Genomic DNA, 23,875 nt, shown 5'->3' with positions numbered 1-23,875 from the left:
AATTCGTCGTCATTCCGGGCGCGTGTAGCGCGAACCCGGAATCTCGAAATGGTGGCGCGAGATTCCGGGTTCGATGCTGCGCATCGCCCCGGAATGACGCCCAAAAAATCACGCCACGTTCTGGTCGAGAATGTCCACCGCCTCTTGCAGGTTCACCGACACCAGTTGCGAGACGCCGCGTTCGGCCATGGTGACGCCGAACAGGCGGTTCATCCGCGCCATCGTGATCGGGTTGTGGGTGATGATGATGAAGCGCGTGTCGGTCGAGGCAGTCATCTCGTGCAGCAAGTTGCAGTACCGCTCGACGTTATGGTCGTCGAGCGGCGCGTCGACTTCGTCCAGCACGCAGATCGGCGAGGGATTGGTGAGGAACACCGCGAAGATCAGCGCCATCGCGGTCAGCGCCTGTTCACCGCCGGAGAGCAGCGACAGCGTCTGCGGCTTCTTGCCCGGCGGCTTGGCGATGATTTCGAGACCGGCTTCGAGCGGATCATCGCTCTCGATCAGATGCAGCGCGGCTTCGCCGCCACCGAACAGCTCGACGAACAGGCGCTTGAAGTGGTTGTTGACGACCTCGAACGAGGTCAGGAGCCGCTCGCGCGCCTCCTTGTTGAGGCTCTGGATGCCCTGGCGCAGCCGCTTGATGGCCTCGACGAGGTCGTCGCGCTCGGTGACCAGGCCGTTGTGCTGGGTTTCGACCTCGCGCAGCTCTTCCTCGGCGCGCAAATTGACCGCGCCCAGCCGCTCGCGATCGCGGCGCATTTTTTCGAGGTCTTCCTCGATGTCGTGCAGCGGCGGCAGCTCCGTGCCGGGTTCGATCTCGGCGAGGCCGGCAACGGCCTGCGGTTCGACCTCGAGCATGTCGCGGATTTCGCGCTCGATGTCCTCGAGCCGGCGCCGCGCGCCTTGCATGCGCTCCTCGGCGCGGGCGGTGGCCTCGCGGGAACTCGATAGCGCCTCGAGCGTCAGCTTCGCGACGCGATCGGTTTCGGCCATCGCGGTCTCCGCGCTGGCGAGCGCATCGGCAGCCATGCGGCGGTCGTTTTCGGCGTATTCGATCTCGGTGATCAGCGCGCTGCGCTTCTCCGCGAACACCGCCGGCGCGTTCTCGAGATCGCTGCGCTCGATCGAGACTTCGGTGATGCGGGTCTGGATTGTGTCGATGTGGGAGGCTGCGCTCTCCTTGCGGTTCTGCCACTCGGTGCGTTCGGCGAGGATCGCCTGCACGCGGCGGTCGGCCAGCTCGGCCTCGCGCGCCAGCGCCTGTGCCTCGGCGCGGACCTGGGCGGCCATGCGGCGATGGCCTTCGATGTCGCTGCGGACGGCGGCGAGACGGGTTTCGGTGTCCTCGCTCGACGGCAGCTCGGAGATCCCGGCTTCGGCGTATTCGTAGGCGGCTTCGGCCTCGGCGCGGTCGGCGGCCAGACGGCTGTGCGCTTCCGACAGCGTCGCCTTGCGCGCGGCGTGGCGGCTGATCTCGCGCTCGACCGTGGCATGGCGCTCGCGCGCGACGTTGAGCTCGCGCTGCGCGGCACGCCAAGCTTCGCGGCTCGCACCTTCGGTGCTGGCGGCCATCTGCAGCTCGGCTTCGGCGTTCTCCAGCGCCTGACGCTTGATCTGCGCGTCGATGCGGGCCTGCTCCAGCTCGTTCTCGATGTCGATGAGGCGGGCGCGCTCGGCAAGCCGCCGTGCTGCGCCGGTCGGCGCGTGGGCGGCTGCGACAAAACCGTCCCAGCGCCAGACGTCGCCTTCGGGCGAGACCAGCCGCTGGCCGGTCTTGAGCTGCGAGACCAGCTCGGCGCCGCGCTCGCGCGGCACCACGCCGATCTGCGCTAGGCGGCGGGTCAGCTCGGCCGGGGCCTGAACGTGGTTGGCGAGAGGCACGACGCCTTCGGGCAGTTCCGGATCGCCGTCGGTGACGCCGGCATTGGTCCAGCGCATCGGCGCGGACGGATCGACCGGGGCGTCGAGATCGTCGCCAAGCGCTGCGCCGATCGCCTTTTCGAATCCCTTGTCGACGGTGATGCCGTCGATGATCGGCGGCCACAGATTCTTGGTCTCGCCGTTGAGGATCTTGGAGATCGTGCGCGCCTCGGTATCGAGCCGCTGCACGCGCTTGTCGGCTTCGACGAGCGGCGAGCGCGAGGATTCCAGCGTCTGCCGCGCGACGACGTGCGCGGCTTCGCTGGCCTGAGCCGCGGCTTCCGAGGCTGCCAGCGTCTGCTCGGCGTTCTCGACGGTCGCGGTCAGCTCGTCGAGATCGCCGAAGCCGCCGGTCTCCTCGGTGAGCTTGTGCTCTTCCGCCGCGACGTTCGAAATCTCCTGGTCGAGCCGGGCGAGCTTGTCGCGGTGGGTTCGAACGTTGGCTTCGAGTTGATTGCGCTTGGCGGTGAGGTCGGCGAGCGCGGTGGTGAGCTCGGCGAACTGCTGCTCGGTTTCGGTCAGCACCGCCTCGGCTTCGGCGACACGCTCATCGACGCCGGAGCGCTTCTCGACGCGCGACTTGATCTCTTCCTTCAGCTCGGCATCTTCGGCGTCGAGGCGCTGCAGCGCGACATCGGCGTCCATGGTCTGCTGCTGGGCGCGCGAGATGTCGCCTTCGAACTGTGCGAGGCGCCGCTCGAGTTCCGCGACGCGCTCCTTGGCGCGCTCTTCCTCGCGATCGAGCAGCTCGCGGGCGTTGGTCAGGCGCTGCAGCCCCGCCGCGGCGCGCGCTTCGGCATCGCGCAGCGCCGGCATTTCGGCGGCGCGAATCGCCTGGATGCGAGCGGCCTCGGCCTGGTGCTGGGTACGCTCGGCCATCTCACGGACCGCAAGATCGTGGGTCTGGCCGGACTCGTTGACGTCCGCATGGGCGCCGATCCAGCGCAGGTGGAACAGGGTGGCTTCCGCCTTGCGGACCTTGGCCGCGACCTCGCGATAGCGCACGGCCTGGCGGGCCTGCTTCTTCAGGCCTTCCATCTGCCCGGCGAGCTGGCCGATCACGTCCTCGACGCGGGTGAGGTTGGTTTCGGCCGCCTTGAGCCGCAGCTCGGCTTCGTGGCGGCGGGCGTGCAGGCCGGCGACGCCGGCGGCGTCTTCCAGCACGCGGCGGCGCTGCTCGGGCTTGGCCTGAATGATTTCGCCGATCTTGCCCTGGTGGACGAGGGCGGGCGAGCGCGCGCCGGTGGCGGCGTCGGCGAATAGAATCTGCACGTCGCGGGCGCGCACGTCGCGACCGTTGATGCGGTAGACCGAGCCGGCCTCGCGCTCGATGCGGCGGGAAATTTCCAGAAGCTGGCTGTCGTTCATCGCCGCCGGCGCGGTGCGATCGGAATTGTCGATCGTCATCGTCACTTCGGCGTGGTTGCGCGCGGGACGATTGCCGGAGCCGGCGAAGATCACCGCGTCCATGTCAGCGGCGCGCAACGACTTGTAGGAGGTCTCGCCCATTGCCCAGCGCAGTGCCTCGACGAGATTCGACTTGCCGCAGCCGTTGGGGCCGACCACGCCGGTCAGGCCGGGCTCAATGACGAAGTCGGTGGCCTCAACGAAGGACTTGAAGCCGTGGAGGCGCAGGCGGGTGATTTTCATAAGCACGCATCTCTGTTGGCAGGCGCGAATCCCCCTGCCGGGACAATACCATGGAAGGCAGTGTCGCTATCCGGGCGAGTCGCGCGAGGGCGCCTCATGCGGTCGGACAATGGCCGCGGTGCGCCGCGAGGGCAACCGGCGAAAGCCGTTTTTCCCAAGGGATTTATGCCGGGAAAGATACGGCTATCGAGATGCGAATCAGGATTGTGCCGTGCGAATCAGCTCTTGAGCAGCGGATTGATCTTCTTGGCGAATTCCTCGAACGAGGTCTCGCCCTTGATCTTCTCGCCGTTGACGAAGAACGTCGGCGTCGAATCGACCTTCAGAACGTCGCTGGCATATTTCTGGTCGGCGGCGATCTTGTCGAGCAGCGCCTGGTCCTTCAGGCAGGCCTCGACCTGCTGCTGGGTGAGACCGGCCTGCTTGCCGATCCGCGTCAGGGTCTCCGTGGTGTTCTTCATCACCCAGTCGTTCTGCTGGCGGAACAGCATGTCGGTGACGGCAAAGTATTTCGGGGCGTCGCCATTGGCGATGCAGCGCGACAGCATCGAGCCGGCGGCGGCTTTGATGTCGAGCGGGAACTCGCGGAAGATATAACGCACCTTGCCGGTGTCGATGTATTCCGACTTGATCTTGGGAAACACCTGCTCGTTGAAGGCCGCGCAATGCGGGCAGGTCATCGAGGCGTATTCGGTGATGGTGACGGCGGCGTCCTTCGGGCCCAGCGCCATGTCGGGCAGCGACACCGGCTTGGCCACGTCGCCAGGCGCCGCCTGCGCCATTGCTTCAGGGATCATGGCATCGGAGATGAACCGCAGCGGCGAGAACCCGGCGAGCGCGGCAAGCCCGGTCAGCGACAGCATCGACGTGAAGGCGCGGCGGGTGATGATCAAGGTCGGCTCCCGGATTGGCGTGGTCTCGCCTGAAATTCCCATTCAGACGGCCTGTCGCTAGCTTGAAACGTCGTTTGAGGCAATGGCGAGCGGCAAGGACAGGTCCAGTTTGACCGCAGAATAAGGCTCAATTTCGCTTGATGGCAGCCCCGAGGCGCGCCAGCGCCGACTTCAATTGTTCATCTTCGATGTCGCCCAGGCTCTCAGCCACCTCGGCCACCGATTTGGCGTCCGGCGGGCTGGGCCGGGTCGGCCGGCGAGCGCGCGACAGCGGTGCCTGGCGGAAGGCCAGCTTGCCGACCGCGCTCCAGCCGAAGAAGCGGTTGACCCGCTGCAGGATCACATCGGCGGAGTGCTGGATCTCCAGCGCCATCGGCCCCTCGACCCGCAGCACCAGCGTGGCCGGCTCCTGCGGCTGACCCTCGACCGGCCGCGGCCATTGCATCTTCAGCGGCTCGGCATGGGCCGCGATCTCCGGCCCTGCAATCTGCGCCCACCGCGTCACCAGCTCGCGCGCGGCAAATCCGTGCTTGGCATAGGCCTCGGCAAAGACGTCGTTGAGCAGGAGCGACAGCGGCTTGGCGCTGATGGGACCGGGTTTGATGGGGCGAAGCTTGGACATGGGACTTTATAGCACTCCGGAGCGTCGGCCACAGGCTCTTGGCCGCGAAGACAAGCTCTTGGCCGCGAAGAAAGACGTGGACGCCCGCGACAAGCGTGGGCATGACGTGGAGAGATCGGTGCATTGCCGTTACAGTGCGAACATGAGCCCCAAATCCGCCCTCAAGGCGAAATCGGAACCAGTTCAGCCGGAGACCTCGTCGCGCCCGCTCTCGCTGCTCGACTGGTACGACCGTCACCGCCGCCGATTGCCCTGGCGCGCTGCGCCCGGCGAGGCATCCGACCCTTACCGCGTCTGGCTGTCCGAGATCATGCTCCAGCAGACCACGGTGAAGGCGGTCGGGCCCTATTTCGAAAAATTCGTCGCGCGCTGGCCGGATGTCACCGCGCTGGGACGGGCCTCGCAGGACGACGTGCTGCGGATGTGGGCGGGGCTCGGCTATTATTCTCGCGCGCGTAATCTCCGTGCCTGCGCGGTCGCGGTGACGCGCGAGCATGGCGGCACCTTTCCCGACACCGAACTGGGCCTGCGCGCGCTGCCGGGCATCGGGCCCTATACGGCGGCAGCGATCGCGGCGATTGCGTTCGACCGCCGCACCATGCCGGTCGACGGCAATATCGAACGCGTGGTCTCGCGGCTCTTTGCAGTTGAAGAAGAGCTCCCGCAGGCCAAGCCGCTGATTCAGGAGTTGGCTGCGACGCTGCTCGCCGATTCTCGCGCCGGTGATAGCGCGCAGGCGCTGATGGATGTGGGGGCCTCGATCTGCACGCCGAAAAAGCCGGCCTGCTCGCTATGCCCGCTGAACGAGGACTGCACGGCGCGTAGGCTGGGAACGCAGGAAACGTTTCCCCGCAAGGCCCCGAAGAAGAGCGGCGCACTACGGCGCGGCGCCGCCTTCGTTGTCACACGCGGCGACGAGCTTCTCGTCCGCAGCCGTCCCGAAAAGGGTCTGCTCGGCGGCATGACCGAGGTACCGGGATCGGATTGGCTTGCCGGGCAGGAAGACGCCAAGGCAAAACAGCAGGCGCCCGCGCTGAAGGGGCTGTCGCGCTGGCACCGCAAGGCAGGCGTGGTCACCCACGTCTTCACGCATTTTCCGCTGGAGCTCGTGGTCTACACGGGCAGGGCGGAAGCGCGGACGCGGGCACCCGCGGGCATGCGCTGGGTGCCCATTGCCACTCTCGCCGACGAAGCATTGCCCAACGTCATGCGCAAGGTGATTGCGCGTGGATTGGACCCCTAGCTGCCCATCCTGCTGACAACATGCTGGCAGCAGGGCTGCGTTAGCTGTGGCCGGCAACGGAGGCTCGCATGATCAAGACCGCGCTCGACAATTTTCCCAGGCCGCCTTGTGCCGAGCTGCTCGGATGGCGCTTGCTCGACGCCCGTCCCGGGGAAGGCTGGATCAAGCTCGCCTTCGACGGCAAGCCGGAGTTCTGCAATCCGGCCGGCTTCATCCAGGGCGGCATGCTCTCGGCCATGCTCGACGACACGATGGGCCCCGCCGTGCTGGTGATGAGCGAGGGCCGGCTCTACACCACCACCATCAGCATGACCGTGAATTTCCTCGCGCCCGCGAAGCCCGGACCGATCATCGGCGAGGCCAAGGTGACGCAGCTCGGCAGGACGATTGCATTCGTCGAGGCCAGGCTGATGGCAGAGGACGGCACGCTGCTGGCGACGGCGACCGCGAGCGAGCGGCTGCTCGAAGCGGCGAGGGTGGTGGGCAAATAGCTGCCGCGTAGGCGCTACCCCTTCTCCCCTTGCGGGAGAAGGTGGCGCGAAGCGCCGGATGAGGGGTATCTCTCGGCGAGGTCAAATGAGAGTTAGACTCGCGAAGACAGACCCCTCACCCAAGTGAGCTTGCGTCCACCGGCGTCGCTGCCCTCTCCCACAAGGGGCGAGGGCGCATCAATGCGCATCTCGGTTCGCGCCACACACTTACACCCTCGCGCGCGCGTCTGCGCTCACGATCGGCGGCTTCGCATTCAGCGCTTCCACCTGGAAGCCGGCAACGCGCTTGTAGTTGGCGGCAACATCCTCCAGCTCCTGTTGCGACAGCACGTCAGTGACGACCTTGTAGCCATCCGGCGCGCGCTCCTCGACCAGCTGCATCACCTGCTCGGGGCCGTTCTTGCGGTTGAGCAGGACGAGACTGGTGGTTGCGGGCCGCCGCTCGGCCTCATAGGCCAGCAGGGCCGCTTGCGTCGGGCCGTGCGCCAGGATCTCGCGGGTGATGGTGCGGGCATCGAGGATTGCCTGCGAGGCGCCGTTGGATCCGATCGGGTACATCGGATGTGCGGCGTCGCCCATCAGCGTGACGCGGCCGAAAGTCCATTGTGACACCGGATCGCGATCGACCAGCGGATATTCATAGGCATGCGGGCAGTTCTTGATCAGGCCGGGCACGTCGAGCCAGTCGAACTGCCAGCTCTCGAACCAGGGCAGAAACTCCTCCAGCCGCGCGGTGCGGTTATAGTCTTCGCGCCGCCATTGATAGGTCGGCGGCATGTGGCGCTCGGCAACCCAGTTGATCAGATGGTTGCCCGCGGCGTCCGGCGCCTTCGAGATCGGATAGCAGACGAATTTCAGGATCTCGTGGCCGGCCATGATCATGGTGCGGCCGCTGAGGAAGGCTTTTGCGGGCGTGACGCCGCGCCAGAGGATGCGGCCGTTCCAGATCGGCGGGCCTTCGTTGGGATAGAGTTTTTCTCGCGCGGCGGAATGGATGCCGTCAGCGGCGATCAGGATCGTGCCGTCGTAGGTCCCCGCGGCCTTCCCGGTGGCCTTGTCGATGAAATCGGCGCGCACGCCGGCGGCGGTTTCGCTCCAGCCGGTCAGATGATGGCTGGTGAGGATGTTGTCGCGGCCGAGGCGCTCGATCGCGGTGTCGAGCAGCAATTGCTGGAGCGTGCCGCGATGGATCGAAAACTGCGGCCATTTATAGCCGGCCTCCAGCCCGCGCGGCTCGCTCCAGATCGGCTTGCCGTGCTTGGAGAAATAGGCAAGCTCACGGGTGCGCACGCCGGCGGCATCGAGCTTGTCCATCAGCCCGAGCTCGATCAGCTCCCGAACCGCATGCGGCAGCACATTGATGCCGACACCGAGCGGCCGCAGTTCGGCGACGCTCTCGAACACTTTTACGGGAATGCCGATTCCGTGCAGGCTGAGCGCAAGCGTCAGCCCACCGATGCCGCCACCGGCGATGAGTACGGTCATGGGAAAGCCCCTCCAACTCAGGGCGTCTTGGCACAGCGGGGCGCCGGTGGGCAACTGCGAAGAGCATGAGCGCTAGAGAACGCTGTGCTATGGACCTCGGGGCCCTCAGCCGTTACCTTCCGGCTTTCCCATGAGGTCCGACATGCTCAAGCTCTACTACGCCACCGGCACCTGCGCGCTCGCCACCTACATCACCCTGGAAGAAGCCGGCGCCGACTACGCGGCGGAGCGGCTGAGCTTCAAGACCAACCAGCAAAACAGCGCGGAGTACCTCGCGATCAACCCAAAAGGCCGCGTGCCCGCGCTGGTGACCGATCGCGGCGTCCTGACCGAGACCCCGGCGATGCTGGCCTATCTCGCCCAGACCTTTCCCAAGGCGAAGCTGGCGCCGCTCGACGATCCCTTTGACTTCGCCCAGGTGCAGTCGTTCAACTCCTATCTCTGCTCGACCGTGCACATCAACCATGCCCACAAGATGCGCGGCGCGCGCTGGGCGAGCGAAGAGAGCTCGTTCGCCGACATGAAGGCGATGATCCCGAAGACCATGGGCGCCTGCTTCGCCCTGATCGAGCAGAAGATGTACAAGGGACCCTGGGTGATGGGCGAGCAATACACGATCTGCGATCCTTATCTCTACACCCTGTCGACCTGGCTCGAAGGCGACAGCGTCGACATCAACGCGACGCCGAAGATCGCCGATCATTTCAAGCGCATGTCCGATCGCCCTGCCGTGCGCAAGGTGATGGACGCGCAGAAGGCGTAGGAGCGCGGCAACATATTCCCCTGTCGTCCCGGGCAAGCGTCAGCGCAGACCCGGGACCCATAACCACAGGGAGAAGTTGTGACGCAAGCTGACAATCGCGAGTCTTCGCCAAACCACGTCCTGTGGTTATGGGTCCCGGATCGGCGCTCCGCTTCGCTGCGCTTGTCCGGGACGACACCATTTGCTTTGAAATTGCATCCTATCCAGCGAGCCCTTTCTTCTCCAATTCCCGTCCCGTCTCCAGCATCAGTCGCCTGAGCCAGATCGAGCCAGGGTCCATCTGTGCGCGGGTCGGGTAGAACATGAACTGCTCGTCGATCCCGGGGTCGAGCGGCGGCGTCACCGTGACGAGGCCGAGCTGCTTGGACAGCGCCGCGATCAGCCGGCGCGGCACGAAGGCGACGAGGTCGGTGCGGGCGACGACGTGCAGCGCTTCGAGATAACCCGGGACGACGAGAGCGATGTGCCGGTCGATGCCCTTGGTGCGCAGCCAGGTGTCGATGAGGTCCTCCGGCTGGCCGCGGATGATCACGCCGACATGGCGTGCGGCCAGGAACGTCTCGCGCCGCTTCAGCTTCGTGGTCGTGGGGTGGCCGCGCCGCACCGCCAGTCCGTCGCTGTCGGTGTAGAGCAGCTGGCGGTGAAAGCCCTTGAAAGCGTTGCCGATCGAAATCACCAGATCGATGGTGCGGGCGAACTCGGCGTGGAAGATCGCCGGTCCCCGCCACGGCACCACGTCGATGCGGACGTTGGGCGCAAGGCGTGTCACCTTTTCCATCAAGGGCGGCATCAACAGCTCGACTGCGAGATCCGGCATCATCAGGCGGAATTGCCGCTCGCTGCGCGCCGCATCAAATTCATCCGATAGGAAGAGCCCGCGCACCTGATCGAGAGCCTGAGCCAGCGGTGCGCGTAGCGCTTGCGCCCGCGGCGTCAGCTCCATCCGCGCGCCTGTGCGTACCAAGAGCGGATCCCCGAAGATGTCGCGCAGACGCTGGAGTGCATGACTTGCCGCCGGCTGCGACAGACCGATCCGCAAGGCGGCACGGCTGACGCTGGCCTCGCGCAGCAGCGCGTCGAGCGCGGTCAGGAGATTGAGGTCGAGCGAGTTCAAATTCATGAGGTGAATAGATATCATATCAACTATCGATTTGAAGAATTTAGCACCGGCGGCGATAATTTGCGTGTTCTCACAAAGGAGATGCCGCCATGAGCGCGAGCGCAAACAAGAAACTGATGCAGGATATCTTTGCAGCCGCCGCCAGCCCCGATCCGGCTGCGCGCGACCGCGCCTTGTTCACCGATAGTCTTGCCGACGACGCCAAGTGGATCGTGACCGGCCAGTACTCCTGGTCGCGCACCTTTTCGGGCAAACAGGCGATCCTCAACGACCTGCACGCCTATGTGCGGACCCGCCTTGTCGACCGGACGCGGACGGTCGCCCACCGCTTTATCGCGGACGGCGATATCGTCGTCGTTGAAGCGAAGGGCGACAACGTCACGCCCGAAGGCGTGCGCTACGACAACGACTATTGTCTCGTGTTTCGGCTCGAGGACGGCAAGATCAAGGAGATCCGGGAATATTGCGACTCGGTGCTGACCGAGAAGGCCCTCGGTCCGTTTCCACAAACGGCCGTGAGGGTCGCGAGCTGAGCGCGCGGTCGGAGATCGGATACGAGCTGCGGACCCTACGGCGGACATAGCGGACGAGCGGGCCCGGGCCGCCCGTGCCCGGTTTTCCAGAGGGGTTCGGAACCTTTGGAATCCTCCTGCGTTCGTTCGGTTCCGGGGCAATCGCGCCCCGGCATTGCGCGCGTTTGGGAATTGCATGCTGGCTGGGGTTTCGGACGTTACGACACAGGTGGGCCGCAGCTTTCCAGGACTCCGCGAACGACTGAGAGATGCGACGGCGGCTGCGCACCGCGAACTCGATGCGCAGCTTTCGTCATTCGATCTCAGCGTGTTTTCCGGCTACCGCCGTTTCCTGCAAGCCAGCGCCGGGGCCTTGCTGCCGCTCGAAGCCGCGCTGATGGACGCGGATGTCGGTAAAATGTTTCCGGACTGGCCGGAACGGGCGCGCAGCGCTGCGATTGCGGACGATCTTGGCCGGCTCGGTGGTGCCGCACAGTCCACAGTGACCGTGCTGCCGCTGACACGCAGCGGCGTGCTGGGCACCATGTACGTGCTGGAGGGCTCCCGGCTCGGGGCCAAGTTCCTGCTGAAGACGGTCGCGGACGCCGGCGATCCGCGCATCAGCGAAGCCACCGCTTATCTTAGCCATGGTGTAGGCAAGCGACTCTGGCAGAGTTTCCTGGTGAAGCTCGCAAGCGAAGCGGCCTGCGATGAGGACGAGGCGATCGATGCGGCGCGCATCGCCTTCGCCGCGTTCGAGCAGGCGGCGGACCGGGCATGAACGAGGCTGTCAATCTCACCAATTGCGATCGCGAGCCGATCCACATTCCCGGCAGCGTGCAATCGTTCGGGTTCCTGCTCACGCTATTGTCGGATTTCACGATCTGCATGGCCTCGGACAATGTCGGGAGCTTTCTCGGGGCTGACGTCTCCGACCTGCTCCAGCAGCCTCTCTCGCGCGTCATCTCGGAAGCCGCGGTCGAGACCATTCGCAGCCGCGTCGATCATCTCAGCGGGCCGGACGCGACCGAGCGCCTGTTCGGCGTCGAGCTTCAGGCTGGCAAGCCGCCCTACGATCTCTCGATCCACTTCTCCGGCGCCTATCTCGTCGTCGAGGCGGAGCCCAGCGTCAACGAGCCCGGCGTCAATTCCGGCGAACTCGTCCGTCTGATGCTGGAGCGTATCCGCAAGACGCGCGGGATGACCGAGCTCGCTCGCGAGGCCGCGCGGCAGCTCAAGGTGCTGACCGGCTTCGACCGGGTCATGGTCTACCAGTTTCACCCGGACGGATCGGGCGAGGTGATCGCGGAGGCCGCGGAAGCGGGACTCGAACGGTTTCTCGGCCTGCATTATCCGGCGTCGGACATCCCGAGGCAGGCCCGCATTCTCTATCAGCGCAACTGGCTGCGCATCATCGCGGACATCGATGCGCAACCCGCCGCGCTGGTGTCGACGGCCACACACAATGCGGGGCTGCTCGACCTGTCGATGAGCGTGCTGCGCTCGGTGTCGCCGATCCACATCGAGTACTTGCGCAACATGGGCGTCGGCGCCTCGATGTCGGTGTCGATCCTGCGCGACGGCAAGCTGTGGGGCCTGTTCGCCTGCCACCATTATTCGCCGCGCTACATCTCTTTCGAGAAGCGTACGGCATCCGAGCTGTTCGGGCAGATGTTCTCCTGGATCGTGGAGGGACGCGAGCGCGAGGGCGACGTCGCCTATGAGGCGCGCGCCCACCATGTGCAGGAGCGGCTGATCGAGACCGCGGCCTCGCACGAGCACAGCCGGCGCGCGATCGTCGATTTCCTCGGCGACTACCGCAACATGATCGAGTGTGACGGCGTGGCGGTGTGGTCCGACAACAGGATCGTGCTCCAGGGCGAGACGCCGACCGAAGACGAGGTGAAGGAACTCGTCAGCTTCATCAATCGGACGTCGCCGGGACGGATCTTCGCGAGCGCCGAGATCGCCAAGGTCTATGCTGCGGGCCAGTCCTTCCGCGACCGCGCGGCGGGCTTTCTCGCCATCCCGATCTCGCGCGCCCCGCGCGATTGCCTGATCTTCTTCCGGCGCGAGGTCACGCGCTCGGTCCATTGGGCCGGCGATCCCAACAAGGTCTACGACCAGGGTCCGAACGGGCCGCGCCTGACGCCACGCAGGAGTTTCGAGCTGTGGCAGGAGACGGTGGCGGGCCAGTCGAAGCCGTGGTCGGCGGCCGACATCCGCATTGCCGAGAGCCTGCGGGTGACGCTGCTCGAGGTGATCCTGCAACTGTCCGATCTTGCCGCACGCGAGCGGCGCGGCGCGCAGGAGCGGCAGGAGTTGATGATCGCCGAGCTCAACCACCGCGTTCGCAACATCCTGAGCCTCGTCCGGGCGCTGGTGGCGCAGAGCAAGGATACCGCGACCACCGTCGAGGAGTTCGCCGGCGTGCTCGGCGGCCGCATCCAGGCCTTGGCGCGCGCGCATGACCAGATCACCAATCTGAACTGGGCGCCGGTCGCATTGCGCTCGCTGCTCGAGTCCGAGGCAGGCGCCTATCTCGGCGCGCGCGCAGACCGGGTCAAGATGGGCGGCCCCGACGTGGCGCTCGATCCCAAAGCGTTCGCGACGCTGGCCCTGGTCGTGCACGAGATGATGACCAACTCCGCCAAGTATGGCGCGCTCGCCGATTCCACCGGCAGCGTAGAGGTGGCGTGGCGGCTCGATCCGTCGTCGAGCCTCGTGATCGACTGGAAGGAGACCGGCGGTCCGCCGGTGCAGCCGCCGTCGCGCCGCGGCTTCGGGACCACCATCATCGAGCGCTCCGTGCCGTTCGACCTCAAGGGCGAAGCCGAAATCCGGTTCGACCTGCTGGGGGTGCAAGCAACGTTCGTCATTCCCCCCAACTTCGTCGAACTCGTCCCATCCATCGCGGGAGCCGCCATGCGAATAGAAGAACAGCAATCCTCGCGTCCCAGGATTTCCGACACGGCGCTGATCGTCGAGGACAACCTCATCATCGCCATGGCCGCCGAGGTCATCCTGCTCGATCTCGGCGCCCGACATGTCGATACCGCCGCAAGCGTCGATCAGGCGCTTCGGGCGATCGAGCGCACGCGCCCGGGCTTTGCCTTGCTCGATCTCAACCTCGGCAACGAGAGCAGCATAAGGGTGGCGCAGAAGCTGACGGAAATCGGCGTGCCCTTCATGTTCGCGACCGGCTATGGCGAGCGGGCGCCGATCCCAACGGAGCTGGCCGCCGCGCCTGTGATCCAGAAGCCCTACACGCTGGAAGTGGTCGAAAACGCGCTCGGCAAATTGCAGCAGGCCGGCAGCTGACAGATCGTCATCCGGATAAGCTGCAGCGGCCTGCACGGCGCTGCGGGCATCGCGTCGAACCCTTGCTCACCTGCCGATAAAATCAGCAGATGTTGTGTCATCTGACGCATGCGCGCGCGAAAAATTTGAAGGTTCAATTAACGAGTGTCCCCCATTGTGTCGCGGTGCAGCGTGGGTCGCGAAAGACGCGACGCGCGGCTGCCAGGGTGGCCGGTGACAATCGCCGGATTAGGCCGGCCGCTCGAATTGACATGCATCTGGGTGGACAGTGGGAATGCCGAAGTTTCGTTTGCGGATCAGGGGACGCCTGTACGCAGGTTTCATGGCCTTGGTGGCGGTTGGTCTCGTGATGGCGGTGGTCGCCATCTGGAATTTGCGGTCCGTCCAGGATCAGGTTGCAAAACTCTCCACGTTGTCGGACAGCACGGCGCGCGTCCTGGAGATATCGACCCATCTTCAGGCCATCCAGCGGGCCAATCTGCGCTACATTTACGACGCCAACGAGCCTGCGATGCGGGAGGCTGCCGAGCGAGAGACCGCGGCGACCGGGCTGTTGCAGCTCGGAGCAAAGGGCACCCTCTCGGAGGAGCGGCGGAAGCTCTACAACGATCTGATCGCCGACATCGCCAAAATGAAAAGCCTGCGTGACAGTCTCGGCGACGCCGTCAACGAGGCGCGGACCGGCAAGGCGACGCTGTTGCCGAGTGGCGAAGAGCTGACCGTCAAGATGGCCAAGCTGGTCGATGTGGCCCGCGCGGCCGCCGATGACGACACGGTGTCGCTCGTCGCGGACGTCGAATCCCGGGTCCTGCTGGTTCGAATCGCGAACTGGCGCTTCCTCGCTCTGCGCGACACCAACGGGCCCACCGTCTTCAGAACCAATGTCGACAGGGCGGTGCAGCGGCTGGCAGCCGTCGAAAGGAGCCCGCAGGCGGCGGACCTTCGGTCGTCTCTGACGCCTGTGAAGACCGCGCTCGGTATCTACAAATCCGCGTTCGAAACGACCTCCGCCGCGATGCTGCGGTCCGACGAGATCTACCACAAGGATCTCGCACCGCTCATCTCCGCGAGCATCGCCAAGCTCAAGGTCACGGAAACCGCCTTGAAGACGGATTACAAGGATTCGCGTAGCGCGGCCGATGCTGTGATCGACGGCACGACGTCGCTACAGGGGATCGCGGGCGGCCTCGCCGTCCTGTTCGGACTGATCGTCGCCTTCCTGACCGCCCGCAGCATCGTGGGGCCGCTGACCTCGATGACGCGCGCAATGGGACTGCTTGCCGGGGGCAATCTCGCCGTCGAGATCCCCTCGCGCGGCAAGGCCGACGAGATCGGCGACATGGCCAAGGCGATCGACGTTTTCAAGAACAACATGATCGAGACCGAACGGCTGCGCCATGAGCAGACCGCAACCGAGGCCCGGCAGGCCGAGAGCCGCAAGGCCGATATGGCCCGGCTCGCCAGCCAGTTCGAGCAGGCGGTGGGCGAGATCGTCGATACCGTATCCTCGGCATCGCACGAGCTCGAGGGCTCGGCCGGCACCCTGACCGCGACCGCGAGGCGCGCTCAGGATCTCTCCACCGAAGTGCAATCCGCCTCCCAGGAAGCCTCGGCCAATGTGCAGGCGGTCGCCTCCGCGACCGAGGAGCTGTCCTCCTCGGTGACGGAGATCGCGCGCCAGGTGCAGGAATCGGCGCGGATCGCGGGCGAAGCCGTCGGTCAGGTGAGCAAGACCAACGCGCGCGTCAGCGAGCTCTCCAAGGCCGCGGCCCGCATCGGCGACGTGGTCGAACTGATCAGCACCATCGCCGGCCAGACCAACCTCCTGGCGCTGAACGCCACCATCGAGGCGGCGCGCGCGGGTGAAGCCGGCCGGGGCTTTGCCGTGGTGGCCTCGGAGGTCAAGGCGCTCGCCGAGCAGACCGCGAGGGCCACCGGTGAGATCGCCCAGCAGGTCTCGGGCATCCAGGCCGCGACGGAGGAGTCGGTCGGCTCGATCCGGGAGATCAGCGGCACCATCGAGCGGCTGTCGGAGATCTCGTCGACGGTCGCCGCTGCCGTGGAACAGCAGGGTGCGGCGACGCAGGAGATCTCCCGCAACGTGCAGCAGGCCGCCCATGGCACCCAGCTCGTGTCGTCCAACATCGGTGACGTGCAGCGCGGCGCGTCCGAGACCGGCTCGGCCTCTTCGCAGGTGCTCTCGGCGGCACGCTCGCTGTCGGCCGACAGCAACCGCTTGAAGCAGGAAGTCGCCAACTTCCTGAACTCGGTCCACGCCGCCTGAGCCTCGAAAGCAAAAGGCCACGCGCATGCGCGTGGCCTCGCATTGCGACGTGCCGCGATCAGGCCACTTTTGTCGTCATGTGCTTGAACATGTTGCTGCGGGCCTCGTCGTCCATCTCCGCCTTGAAGGTGAACTTGTCCTTCAGCGCGATCGCGCGCGCCGCTGCAGGCCGCGCCGTGACCTCGTCCACCAGCCGCTTCACGTTCGGGTATCGCGCGAAGGCGTCGTCGCCGAGCTTGAACGGCACCATCCGCGCCCAACCCCACAGCGCCATGTCCACGATCGAATAACTGTCGCCGACCATGTAGCTGCGGCCTTTGAGGTGACCGTCGAGAATTTTGTAGTGGCGATCGGTCTCGAACTGGTAACGGTTATGCGCGTAGTCGTGGTTCTGGTCTTTCGGCGCAAAATGCTTGAAGTGCACGGCCTGACCAGAATAGGGCCCGACGCCGGTGGCGATGAACATCAGCCATGACAGCATCTCGCCGCGAACATTGGCGGCAGGCAGGAATTTGCCGGTCTTCTCGGCCAGATAGAGCAGGATGGCGTTGGAATCGAACACGATAGTGCCGTTGTCGTCGATCGACGGCACCTTGCCGTTCGGATTGATCTTCAGATAGTCCGGCGTGAACTGCTCGCCCTTGCGGGTGTCGATCTTCACCGGCTCGAAGGGCAGGCCGGCCTCTTCGAGATAGAGCGCGACCTTGGTCGGGTTCGGCGAACCGTTGAAATAGAATTTGAGCATCGGGCATCTCCCCTGTGTTTGTTGGCCGAAAGTGGAGGCAGCAACATGTCCGCTAGCGGCCTTGTCTTGCCTGAACCTTATCGGGGAGGGCAACCGGCGAGTTTGCCGGGCGGTATCTGCGTGTCACGCAGATCAGCCGGCGTAACAAAGGCCGATCGCCGCCGTAATGACCATGGCCGCGCCCACGACCTCCAGGCGCAGCCCGAGCCGGGTAGCGATATGCATGTCGGAGGCCCGCGCCGCGCGCTCGGATCCGCGCGCGTAGCCGTGCACGATGACATCGTGATTGAAGCTGTCATGGGCCTCGTTGCTGCTGGCGAGCCCGACACAGACCACGAGCACGCCAAACAAAGCGAGGCCGAAAAATCCCAGCAGCGCGATCAGGAACATCGGAAACATGCCGACCAGGAAGATCGGCAGCAGCGGCACCAGCAGCAATGTCTCGGACTGTCGTCGCATGGGAGCCGGCCGGGACGGGGACTGACTCGTCAAATCTAGCCCCGGCCATCGCGTCATTCAAGGCACCGTAGGGTGGGCAAAGCGAAGCTTGCCCACCAAATCTGTATCCCCGAGGCGCGATGGTGGGCACGGCGCAAGAGCGCCTTTGCCCACCCTACGCGACTGTTGGACTGAGCTACCCCGCCGCCATGCCGGCGCGGATCTCGGCACGGAGCTCGTCGATCAGCTTGAGACCCTTCTTGGTCTCGATGTGCCAGAAGGTCCAGCCGTTGCAGGCTTGCGCGCCTTGCGCCACCGCGCCCATGCGGTGGATGGAGCCGACCTTGTCGCCGAACATGATGGCGCCGTCGGCGCGGACCAGCGCGCCGAGTTTCTTCTTGGCGTCGAACAGCTTGGTGCCGGGCATGATCATGCCACGCTCGATCAATTCCGAGAACGCAACCCGCGGCGCTTCGCGCGCCGTCATGAACGGGGCGAGGCTTGCCTCCGGCAGCGGCTCGACCGCGGCGATGCGCGCTTGTGCCGCTTTCGCATAGGTCTTGTCGCGCTCGAAGCCGATATAGGAGCGGCCGAGGCGCTTTGCGACCGCGCCGGTGGTGCCGGTGCCGTTGAAGGGATCGATCACGAGATCGCCGGGTTTGGAGGACGACAGCAACACGCGCGCGAGCAGGCCTTCAGGCTTCTGCGTCGGGTGCACTTTCTTGCCATCGGCGCCCTTGAGGCGCTCCTCGCCGGTGCAGAGCGGGATCAGCCAGTCGGACCGTGCCTGCACGTCCTCGTTGGCGGCCTTCAGCGCCTCGTAGTTGAACGTGTAGCCCTTGGCCTTCTCGTCGCGCGCGGCCCAGATCATGGTTTCGTGCGCGTTGGTGAAACGGCGGCCGCGGAAATTCGGCATCGGATTCGTCTTGCGCCAGACGATGTCGTTCAGGAGCCAGAAGCCGAGGTCCTGCATGATCGCGCCGACGCGGAAGATGTTGTGATAGGAGCCGATCACCCAGATCGTCGCCGATGGCTTCATCGCGCGGCGGGCGGCAAGCAGCCAGGCGCGGGTGAAATCGTCATAGGCGGAGAACGAATCGAACTTGTCCCAATCGTCGTCGACCGCATCGACATGGGATTCGTCGGGGCGCTTGAGATCGCCCTTGAGCTGAAGATTGTAGGGTGGATCGGCGAACACCAGGTCGACCGAACCAGCCTGAAGCTTCGACATCTCGGCGACGCAATCGCCGAGGACGATGCTGTGCGAAGGAGACTCAAAATTTGTGCGGGGCGCCCTTGCAGACGCCCCGCGACGCGACTCTACCATGACTCAAGAACTCTGACTCAGGCGACGCTGTCGGCGACGCGGGACCAAACAACCGACTGACCGTTACATTGAAGCGGCAAAGTAAAAATCGACTTAACCCGCCGCTTTCGTGAGCAGCCTTCACCTCGCGCCTCGCACGCGGTTCGCTCCGCGCATTCGCCGTGTTTTGCAGTGTATTTGGTGTTTGTTCGCGTTGCGGGAGTGGCCAGAGCGCAAAAAAGACTCCAAATTTCTCTCGGAAAAAATTGCACGACGCCCGGAAAAAATTGCTGGCATTGCCATGCTGTCGCACTAGGCAATAATTGCCCAGCGGGATATTGATTAATGCAATGGAAATTTTACGTGTATGGCGCGTTGAGCTTTCGCGCTCTTGCGCCGGATTGAGCCAGGACCGAGGGAAGCCGCCATGCGCTACGATGATTTCCGCCGCAGCGACGACATCGAGGATCGTCGCGACGATGGTGGCGGCGGCGGTGGAGGAGGCGGGTTCGGCCTCCCCATGGGCGGCGGCGGGCTCGGGATCGGCACCATCATCGTGCTCGGCCTGGTCGGCTACGCCTTCGGCATTGATCCGCGAATCCTGATCGGCGGCGCCGAGATCCTCACCGGCGGCGGCCAGGCGCCGTCCTACCAGACCGATCGCCAATCGTCGTCCAACGCCAAGCGCGGCGCGCCGACCGACGAGATGGGCAGCATGATCTCCGGCATCCTCGGCGAGATCGACGATCGCTGGAGCGAGATCTTCCAGGCCTCGGGCCAGACCTTTACCGGTCCGAAGGTCGTGCTGTTCCGCAACGTCACCAATGGCGGGCGCTGCGGCCGGGCGGAGTCGGCGATGGGACCGTTCTATTGTCCGCCCGACAGGACCATCTTCCTCGACACCGGTTTCTTCCGCGAGGTCGAGACGCGTTTTCGCGGCTGCTCCGGCAAATCCGCCTGTAACTTCACCACCGCCTACATCATCGCCCATGAGGCCGGCCATCACATCCAGAACCTGCTCGGCATCATTCCGCGCGTGACGCGGCTGCAGCAGCAGGCCGGCAGCAAGGCGGAGGCCAATGCGCTGCAGGTAAAGGTCGAATTGCAGGCCGACTGCCTGTCCGGCGTCTGGGTCAACCGCGAGGCGAAGAAGCGGCCGAACTTCCTGGAGCCGGGTGATATCGACGCCGCACTCACCACTGCGAGCGCGATCGGCGACGATACGCTGCAGCGCCAGGCCACGGGCCGCGTCGTGCCCGATTCCTTCACCCACGGCTCGGCGGCGCAACGCAAGCAGTGGTTCATGACCGGATATCAGCAGGGCACCGTCCAGGCCTGCAACACGTTTGGCGGTGGACAGTAGGGGTTATCCGTCATCCTGAGGTGCTCGCCAATTGGCGAGCCTCGAAGGATGCGAGCCCGTGGCCCATCCTTCGAGGCGCGCAAGAGCGCGCACCTCAGGATGACGTCAGCGGGCGGGAAGAGAAGGTGCGTTGCAATGACCTCCATCGACGAAACAAAACAATTCGTTCCGCTCAATATCGCGGTGCTCACCGTGTCCGACACGCGCGCGCTCGCGGATGATAAATCCGGCCAGACGCTCGCCGACCGCCTCCTTGCGGCTGGCCATCATCTCGCCGCGCGCGAGATCGTCACCGACGACGTCGAGGCGATCCGCGCCATCATCCGCCGCTGGATTGCGGATGCGGGCGTCGATGTCGTCATCACCACCGGCGGTACCGGCTTCACCGGGCGCGACGTCACGCCGGAGGCGGTCGAGCCCTTGTTCGAGAAGCGCATGGACGGTTTCTCGATCGCATTCCACATGCTGAGCCACGCCAAGATCGGCACATCGACGATCCAGAGCCGCGCCACCGCAGGCGTGACCGGCGCGACCTACATCTTCTGCCTGCCAGGTTCGCCCGGTGCCTGCCGCGACGGCTGGGACGGCATCCTCAAAGCCCAGCTCGACTACCGCACGCGTCCCTGCAATTTCGTCGAGATCATGCCGCGGCTGGACGAGCACCTGCGCCGGCCGAAGTCGCAGGGCGCGACGGTGTGAGCGCTTGCTTCCCTTCCCCCCTTATGGGGGAAGGTGGCGCGAAGTCCCGCAAGGGGCGAGGCACATTTATGCGCATCTCGCCCGCTGTTGCAGCATCAGAGATCCCGCTCCCATGTTTCCCCAATCAGATGCTGCCCGAAGCTGTGATGCGGCTCGGTAGCGACGAGCTTGAATCCTGCACTTTGATAGATGCCACGCGCGGCGACCAGGATGCTCTGCGTCCACAGCGTCATCCTGCTGTAGCCCCTCTCGCGTGCGCCCTGAATGCATTGCTCGACCAGCGCGCGGCCGACACCGAGCCCGCGCGCTTTCTTCTCCACCTGCAACAGGCGCAGCTTGGCAATCTCGTCCGTGGCCTTGACTAGAAAGATCGAGCCGACCGGCTCGCCATCCACTTCCGCAATCCAGCAGTGCTCGCGCGCGGCGTCATAATCCTTGATGAACTGTGCGCAGATCTCGGCGACCAGGGCCTCGTAGCTGATATCCCAGTTGTAGTCGGCCGCGTAGGCGGTGGCCTGCCGCGAGATGACCCAGCCCATGTCGCCGACGCGATGGCTGCGCAGCATGAAAGCCGCGGGCTGGCTTCGACGCTCCAGCACAGCCTCGATGGTCGCCATGGCCTGCGTGAGCCGCGTCGCATCGCTAGCCGAAAGCTGAGCCAGCATTGCGGCGACCTCATTTTGCGAGCCCAGGTTCAGCTTGGCAAAGGTCTGGCGCCCCTTGGCGGTGAGGCTGAGCTGGTATTGCCTGCGATCCGCGGGCAGGGGCCTGCGGGTGATCAGGCCTTTTTCGTCGAAGCTTTGCACGATCCGGCTGAGATAGCCGGGGTCGAGGCCAAGCTCGTTGCCGATCTCCTTTGCGGCAAGGTCGTCGCGTTGCGCGAGCTCGTAGAGCACGCGGGCCTCGCTAAGCGAGAACGGGCTCTTTCCGAGGTGCTGGTCGAGCACGCCAAGCTTGCGGGTGTAAAAGCGGTTGAAGGCGCGGACCGCCGCGATGTGGTCGTCGGTACGGTTGAACGACATGGGGCACCTCGATACTTGCCATTGTCAAATAACTATTTGACTTTGGCAAGTATCCAAGTGCCTCAGCCGACCATGACGATCCGGCTGCGCAGCATGATTCGTGATGAGCGGCCGAGCCGCCGGAGCAACCTCGCCTCGGAGCGGCGGGCCTGGGGCGGGTAGCCGCCGATGCGATCGTAGTGATCACGCGCGATCAAAAGTCCCTGATCGCCGAAGGGACCGACGAGCTTCCGCATCAGGGCCCGCAGGATATCGCGGAAGCCGGCATCGGCGTAGGGCGAGCGCGCATAGCGGAACACGGCCGCACGATCCCGGCCGCTGGTCGAGACGGACTGGATGAACTGGGTGGTTTCCTCGATCCAGCCGGTTTCCAGCACGGCGCCCGCAGGGAGGAACATCAGCCAGGACGAACGGGCCTGGAGTGCGCCGGCGGCGAGCGCGGCTCCTTGCGTGGATCCTTCGAAGCCGATGAAACGGCAGCCCGCGACGTCGGCAACGCGCTCGATGACTCCATTGCGGGTGCCGTCGACCAGGAGCACTTCCCGGATGATGCCTGCGGCGGCGCCCGGTACCAACGCGGCCAGAGTTGCGACCGCCGTCTGCTCGACGCCTTCGGTCGGAATAATTACGCTTAGCATGATTGAGGCTTCAGTCTCCGCACTTCGGGAGAAACGTAGCTGTTATACGTAGCTGTTATGATGTTGTCATAAACACGCGGCGCTGCCGAGTGCAACTTTTCGGACGGGCCGCGGTCTACGATGGTAAACCGCTGTAGCGATCGCATCCAAATATGTCCCGTGCGGGGTGGCAATATTGCCGAATGTTTCGGCGCCAGCTGTCCTGGACCGTATTAATCCAGAGGAGCCGCGATATTGCGCGATGGGCGGGCCGTTCGCAATCCTGCAAAGGGAGGATGCGCCAGCGGACGAGCGCGAGAACGTGAACGTGCAATCACGCTGCTGACAAGGGCTTCGAAATGAACGCCGATCAACTTGCTGTTAACTCGCCGGCAACATCGCCCAGGCCGGACGGCGCGGCGGCCTTGCGGATCCGCGCCGTGATGCTGGGCGAACGCATCAATCCCTCCGGCCTCGAGATGGGGGCGACCGTCTCCTCGACGCCGGCCGCCTTCCGCGTTCATGCCGGCCTTGCGGTCATTTTCCGCTACGGCGTCGTGGTGCTGATCGGTCTCCTCCCATCGGAGGAGAAGGTGCTGATCGACAGCCTGAAGACCCGCGTGATCGGCGAGCTCAGCCCCTACGAGGAGGAGATCGCGCATGCGCAACTCTGCAAGGACGAAAGCGCCGAGGCGATCCAGCCGGGAGGCCCGATCTGCCTCGCCAAATTCTCCGACGACCGGCTGCTGCTGATCGCGGACGCGCTTGCCAAGAGCACCTCGCTCGCGCGTGACGAGCGCCGCGTCGCCGCGGTCTTCGACGTGATCGAGCCGTTTGCGCGCATGCTCGCCGAGCAGGGCCGCACGCCGCCCCGGCGCAAGGGCATCCTGCAATTGATCGGCAATGCGCTTCTCGTCCAGCAGCGCGTGGCCGGCCGTGTTGCGGTGGCCGAGAAACCCGACGTGCTCTGGGAGAAACCCGAACTCGACCGGCTCTATGCTCGCCTTGAAGACGAGTACGAACTGAAGGAGCGCCTCGACACGCTCGAGCGCAAGCTCACCGCCGTGTCCGAGACCGCCAACGCGCTCACCGACATCATCGACACCCAGCGCTCGCTCCGCCTCGAGGTCGCGGTGGTGGTGCTGATCGTGATCGAGGTCGCGATCGGGTGTTTCCAGATTTGGTCGGGGACGCATTAGAACACGCGGGCCGCTGGATCAATTTACCCCGCGAGCGAGATGCTCGTGACTGCGCCCTCGCCCCTTGCGGGAGAGGGCAGCACCGCAAGGAGACACAACCTCACAGGCGTGAGGGGGTATTCCTCCGCATACTCACATGCATACGTGAGCGACGAAAGAACCCCTCATCCGGCGCTTCG

At 65.1% G+C, this 23,875-nt stretch carries 20 protein-coding genes; 10 read left to right on the top strand and 10 right to left on the bottom strand.

All coding sequences use genetic code 11. The annotated features are described in order from the left end of the window. Nucleotides 1-108: 108 nt before the first annotated feature. The 3 genes from smc to ABIB66_RS28655 all read right to left on the bottom strand — a co-directional run bounded on the left by smc (nucleotide 109) and on the right by ABIB66_RS28655 (nucleotide 5,088). On the bottom strand, nucleotides 109-3,573 hold the full coding sequence (gene smc / locus ABIB66_RS28665) for a chromosome segregation protein SMC (RefSeq protein WP_354209105.1): 3,465 nt from the start codon (nucleotides 3,571-3,573) through the stop codon (nucleotides 109-111). Between the two features lie 218 nt (nucleotides 3,574-3,791). After that, nucleotides 3,792-4,466 (bottom strand): DsbA family protein, encoded by a 675-nt coding sequence (locus ABIB66_RS28660; RefSeq protein WP_354057564.1) that lies wholly within the window; start codon nucleotides 4,464-4,466, stop codon nucleotides 3,792-3,794. Nucleotides 4,467-4,593: 127 nt separating this feature from the next. Then, on the bottom strand, nucleotides 4,594-5,088 hold the full coding sequence (locus ABIB66_RS28655) for a DUF721 domain-containing protein (RefSeq protein WP_354256327.1): 495 nt from the start codon (nucleotides 5,086-5,088) through the stop codon (nucleotides 4,594-4,596). Between the two features lie 142 nt (nucleotides 5,089-5,230). Between ABIB66_RS28655 and mutY the strand changes: the two genes are divergently transcribed. Together mutY and ABIB66_RS28645 are read left to right on the top strand one after the other, a co-directional pair. Then, on the top strand, nucleotides 5,231-6,331 hold the full coding sequence (mutY, locus tag ABIB66_RS28650) for an A/G-specific adenine glycosylase (protein ID WP_275171558.1): 1,101 nt from the start codon (nucleotides 5,231-5,233) through the stop codon (nucleotides 6,329-6,331). A 68-nt stretch (nucleotides 6,332-6,399) separates the two neighbouring features. Next, nucleotides 6,400-6,822 carry a PaaI family thioesterase gene (locus ABIB66_RS28645; protein WP_354209104.1) on the top strand — a complete coding sequence of 141 codons (423 nt, stop codon included), beginning with the start codon at nucleotides 6,400-6,402 and terminating at the stop codon, nucleotides 6,820-6,822. Nucleotides 6,823-7,029: 207 nt separating this feature from the next. Here the strand turns inward: ABIB66_RS28645 and ABIB66_RS28640 are convergent, their stop codons facing one another. Further along, nucleotides 7,030-8,307 (bottom strand): flavin-dependent oxidoreductase, encoded by a 1,278-nt coding sequence (locus tag ABIB66_RS28640; RefSeq protein ID WP_354209103.1) that lies wholly within the window; start codon nucleotides 8,305-8,307, stop codon nucleotides 7,030-7,032. Between the two features lie 142 nt (nucleotides 8,308-8,449). Here ABIB66_RS28640 and ABIB66_RS28635 point away from each other — a divergent pair, with 142 nt between their 5' ends. After that, nucleotides 8,450-9,070, top strand: coding sequence for a glutathione S-transferase family protein (locus ABIB66_RS28635; RefSeq protein ID WP_354209102.1), 621 nt, complete (start codon nucleotides 8,450-8,452; stop codon nucleotides 9,068-9,070). 199 nt (nucleotides 9,071-9,269) lie between these two features. On the opposite strand, the gene ABIB66_RS28630 is transcribed toward ABIB66_RS28635, so the two are convergent. After that, the gene (locus tag ABIB66_RS28630) at nucleotides 9,270-10,190 is read right to left on the bottom strand and encodes a LysR family transcriptional regulator (RefSeq protein WP_354209184.1); all 921 of its coding nucleotides are present in this window, start codon (nucleotides 10,188-10,190) and stop codon (nucleotides 9,270-9,272) included. Between the two features lie 89 nt (nucleotides 10,191-10,279). On the opposite strand from ABIB66_RS28630, the gene ABIB66_RS28625 reads away from it, so the two are divergent. The 4 genes from ABIB66_RS28625 to ABIB66_RS28610 all read left to right on the top strand — a co-directional run bounded on the left by ABIB66_RS28625 (nucleotide 10,280) and on the right by ABIB66_RS28610 (nucleotide 16,307). Further along, nucleotides 10,280-10,723, top strand: a complete 444-nt coding sequence (locus ABIB66_RS28625; protein WP_354057238.1) for a nuclear transport factor 2 family protein — start codon at nucleotides 10,280-10,282, stop codon at nucleotides 10,721-10,723. Between the two features lie 175 nt (nucleotides 10,724-10,898). Next, nucleotides 10,899-11,483 (top strand): biliverdin-producing heme oxygenase, encoded by a 585-nt coding sequence (locus ABIB66_RS28620; protein ID WP_354209101.1) that lies wholly within the window; start codon nucleotides 10,899-10,901, stop codon nucleotides 11,481-11,483. Further along, on the top strand, nucleotides 11,480-14,023 hold the full coding sequence (locus tag ABIB66_RS28615) for an HWE histidine kinase domain-containing protein (protein WP_354057234.1): 2,544 nt from the start codon (nucleotides 11,480-11,482) through the stop codon (nucleotides 14,021-14,023). Before ABIB66_RS28620 ends, ABIB66_RS28615 begins: the two co-directional genes overlap by 4 nt. A gap of 274 nt (nucleotides 14,024-14,297) precedes the next feature. Then, nucleotides 14,298-16,307: a HAMP domain-containing methyl-accepting chemotaxis protein gene (locus tag ABIB66_RS28610; protein ID WP_354209100.1), complete on the top strand. Its 2,010-nt coding sequence runs from the start codon at nucleotides 14,298-14,300 to the stop codon at nucleotides 16,305-16,307. Between the two features lie 58 nt (nucleotides 16,308-16,365). Here the strand turns inward: ABIB66_RS28610 and ABIB66_RS28605 are convergent, their stop codons facing one another. From ABIB66_RS28605 to ABIB66_RS28595, 3 genes are all read right to left on the bottom strand, one after another. Continuing rightward, nucleotides 16,366-17,052, bottom strand: coding sequence for a glutathione S-transferase family protein (locus ABIB66_RS28605; protein ID WP_354057230.1), 687 nt, complete (start codon nucleotides 17,050-17,052; stop codon nucleotides 16,366-16,368). A gap of 132 nt (nucleotides 17,053-17,184) precedes the next feature. Beyond that, nucleotides 17,185-17,511 (bottom strand): hypothetical protein, encoded by a 327-nt coding sequence (locus ABIB66_RS28600; protein ID WP_018454920.1) that lies wholly within the window; start codon nucleotides 17,509-17,511, stop codon nucleotides 17,185-17,187. Nucleotides 17,512-17,686: 175 nt separating this feature from the next. Next, nucleotides 17,687-18,817, bottom strand: a complete 1,131-nt coding sequence (locus ABIB66_RS28595; RefSeq protein WP_007607106.1) for a site-specific DNA-methyltransferase — start codon at nucleotides 18,815-18,817, stop codon at nucleotides 17,687-17,689. 406 nt (nucleotides 18,818-19,223) lie between these two features. Between ABIB66_RS28595 and ypfJ the strand changes: the two genes are divergently transcribed. Both ypfJ and moaB read left to right on the top strand, forming a co-directional pair. Continuing rightward, on the top strand, nucleotides 19,224-20,159 hold the full coding sequence (ypfJ, locus tag ABIB66_RS28590) for a KPN_02809 family neutral zinc metallopeptidase (protein WP_275171573.1): 936 nt from the start codon (nucleotides 19,224-19,226) through the stop codon (nucleotides 20,157-20,159). A 135-nt stretch (nucleotides 20,160-20,294) separates the two neighbouring features. Further along, nucleotides 20,295-20,858 (top strand): molybdenum cofactor biosynthesis protein B, encoded by a 564-nt coding sequence (gene moaB / locus ABIB66_RS28585; protein WP_354209098.1) that lies wholly within the window; start codon nucleotides 20,295-20,297, stop codon nucleotides 20,856-20,858. Nucleotides 20,859-20,953: 95 nt separating this feature from the next. Here moaB and ABIB66_RS28580 read toward each other — a convergent pair whose 3' ends face one another. Then, nucleotides 20,954-21,880: a bifunctional helix-turn-helix transcriptional regulator/GNAT family N-acetyltransferase gene (locus ABIB66_RS28580; RefSeq protein WP_354057225.1), complete on the bottom strand. Its 927-nt coding sequence runs from the start codon at nucleotides 21,878-21,880 to the stop codon at nucleotides 20,954-20,956. 62 nt (nucleotides 21,881-21,942) lie between these two features. Beyond that, nucleotides 21,943-22,518 carry a glycosyltransferase family protein gene (locus ABIB66_RS28575; protein ID WP_007607113.1) on the bottom strand — a complete coding sequence of 192 codons (576 nt, stop codon included), beginning with the start codon at nucleotides 22,516-22,518 and terminating at the stop codon, nucleotides 21,943-21,945. Nucleotides 22,519-22,856: 338 nt separating this feature from the next. Here ABIB66_RS28575 and ABIB66_RS28570 point away from each other — a divergent pair, with 338 nt between their 5' ends. Next, nucleotides 22,857-23,696, top strand: coding sequence for an RMD1 family protein (locus ABIB66_RS28570; protein ID WP_354057223.1), 840 nt, complete (start codon nucleotides 22,857-22,859; stop codon nucleotides 23,694-23,696). The last annotated feature ends 179 nt before the right edge of the window (nucleotides 23,697-23,875 follow it).

This window comes from Bradyrhizobium sp. F1.13.3 (genome assembly GCF_040548265.1).
Classification (GTDB): Bacteria; Pseudomonadota; Alphaproteobacteria; order Rhizobiales; family Xanthobacteraceae; genus Bradyrhizobium.
This window is presented reverse-complemented; position numbering and strand designations above follow the sequence as displayed.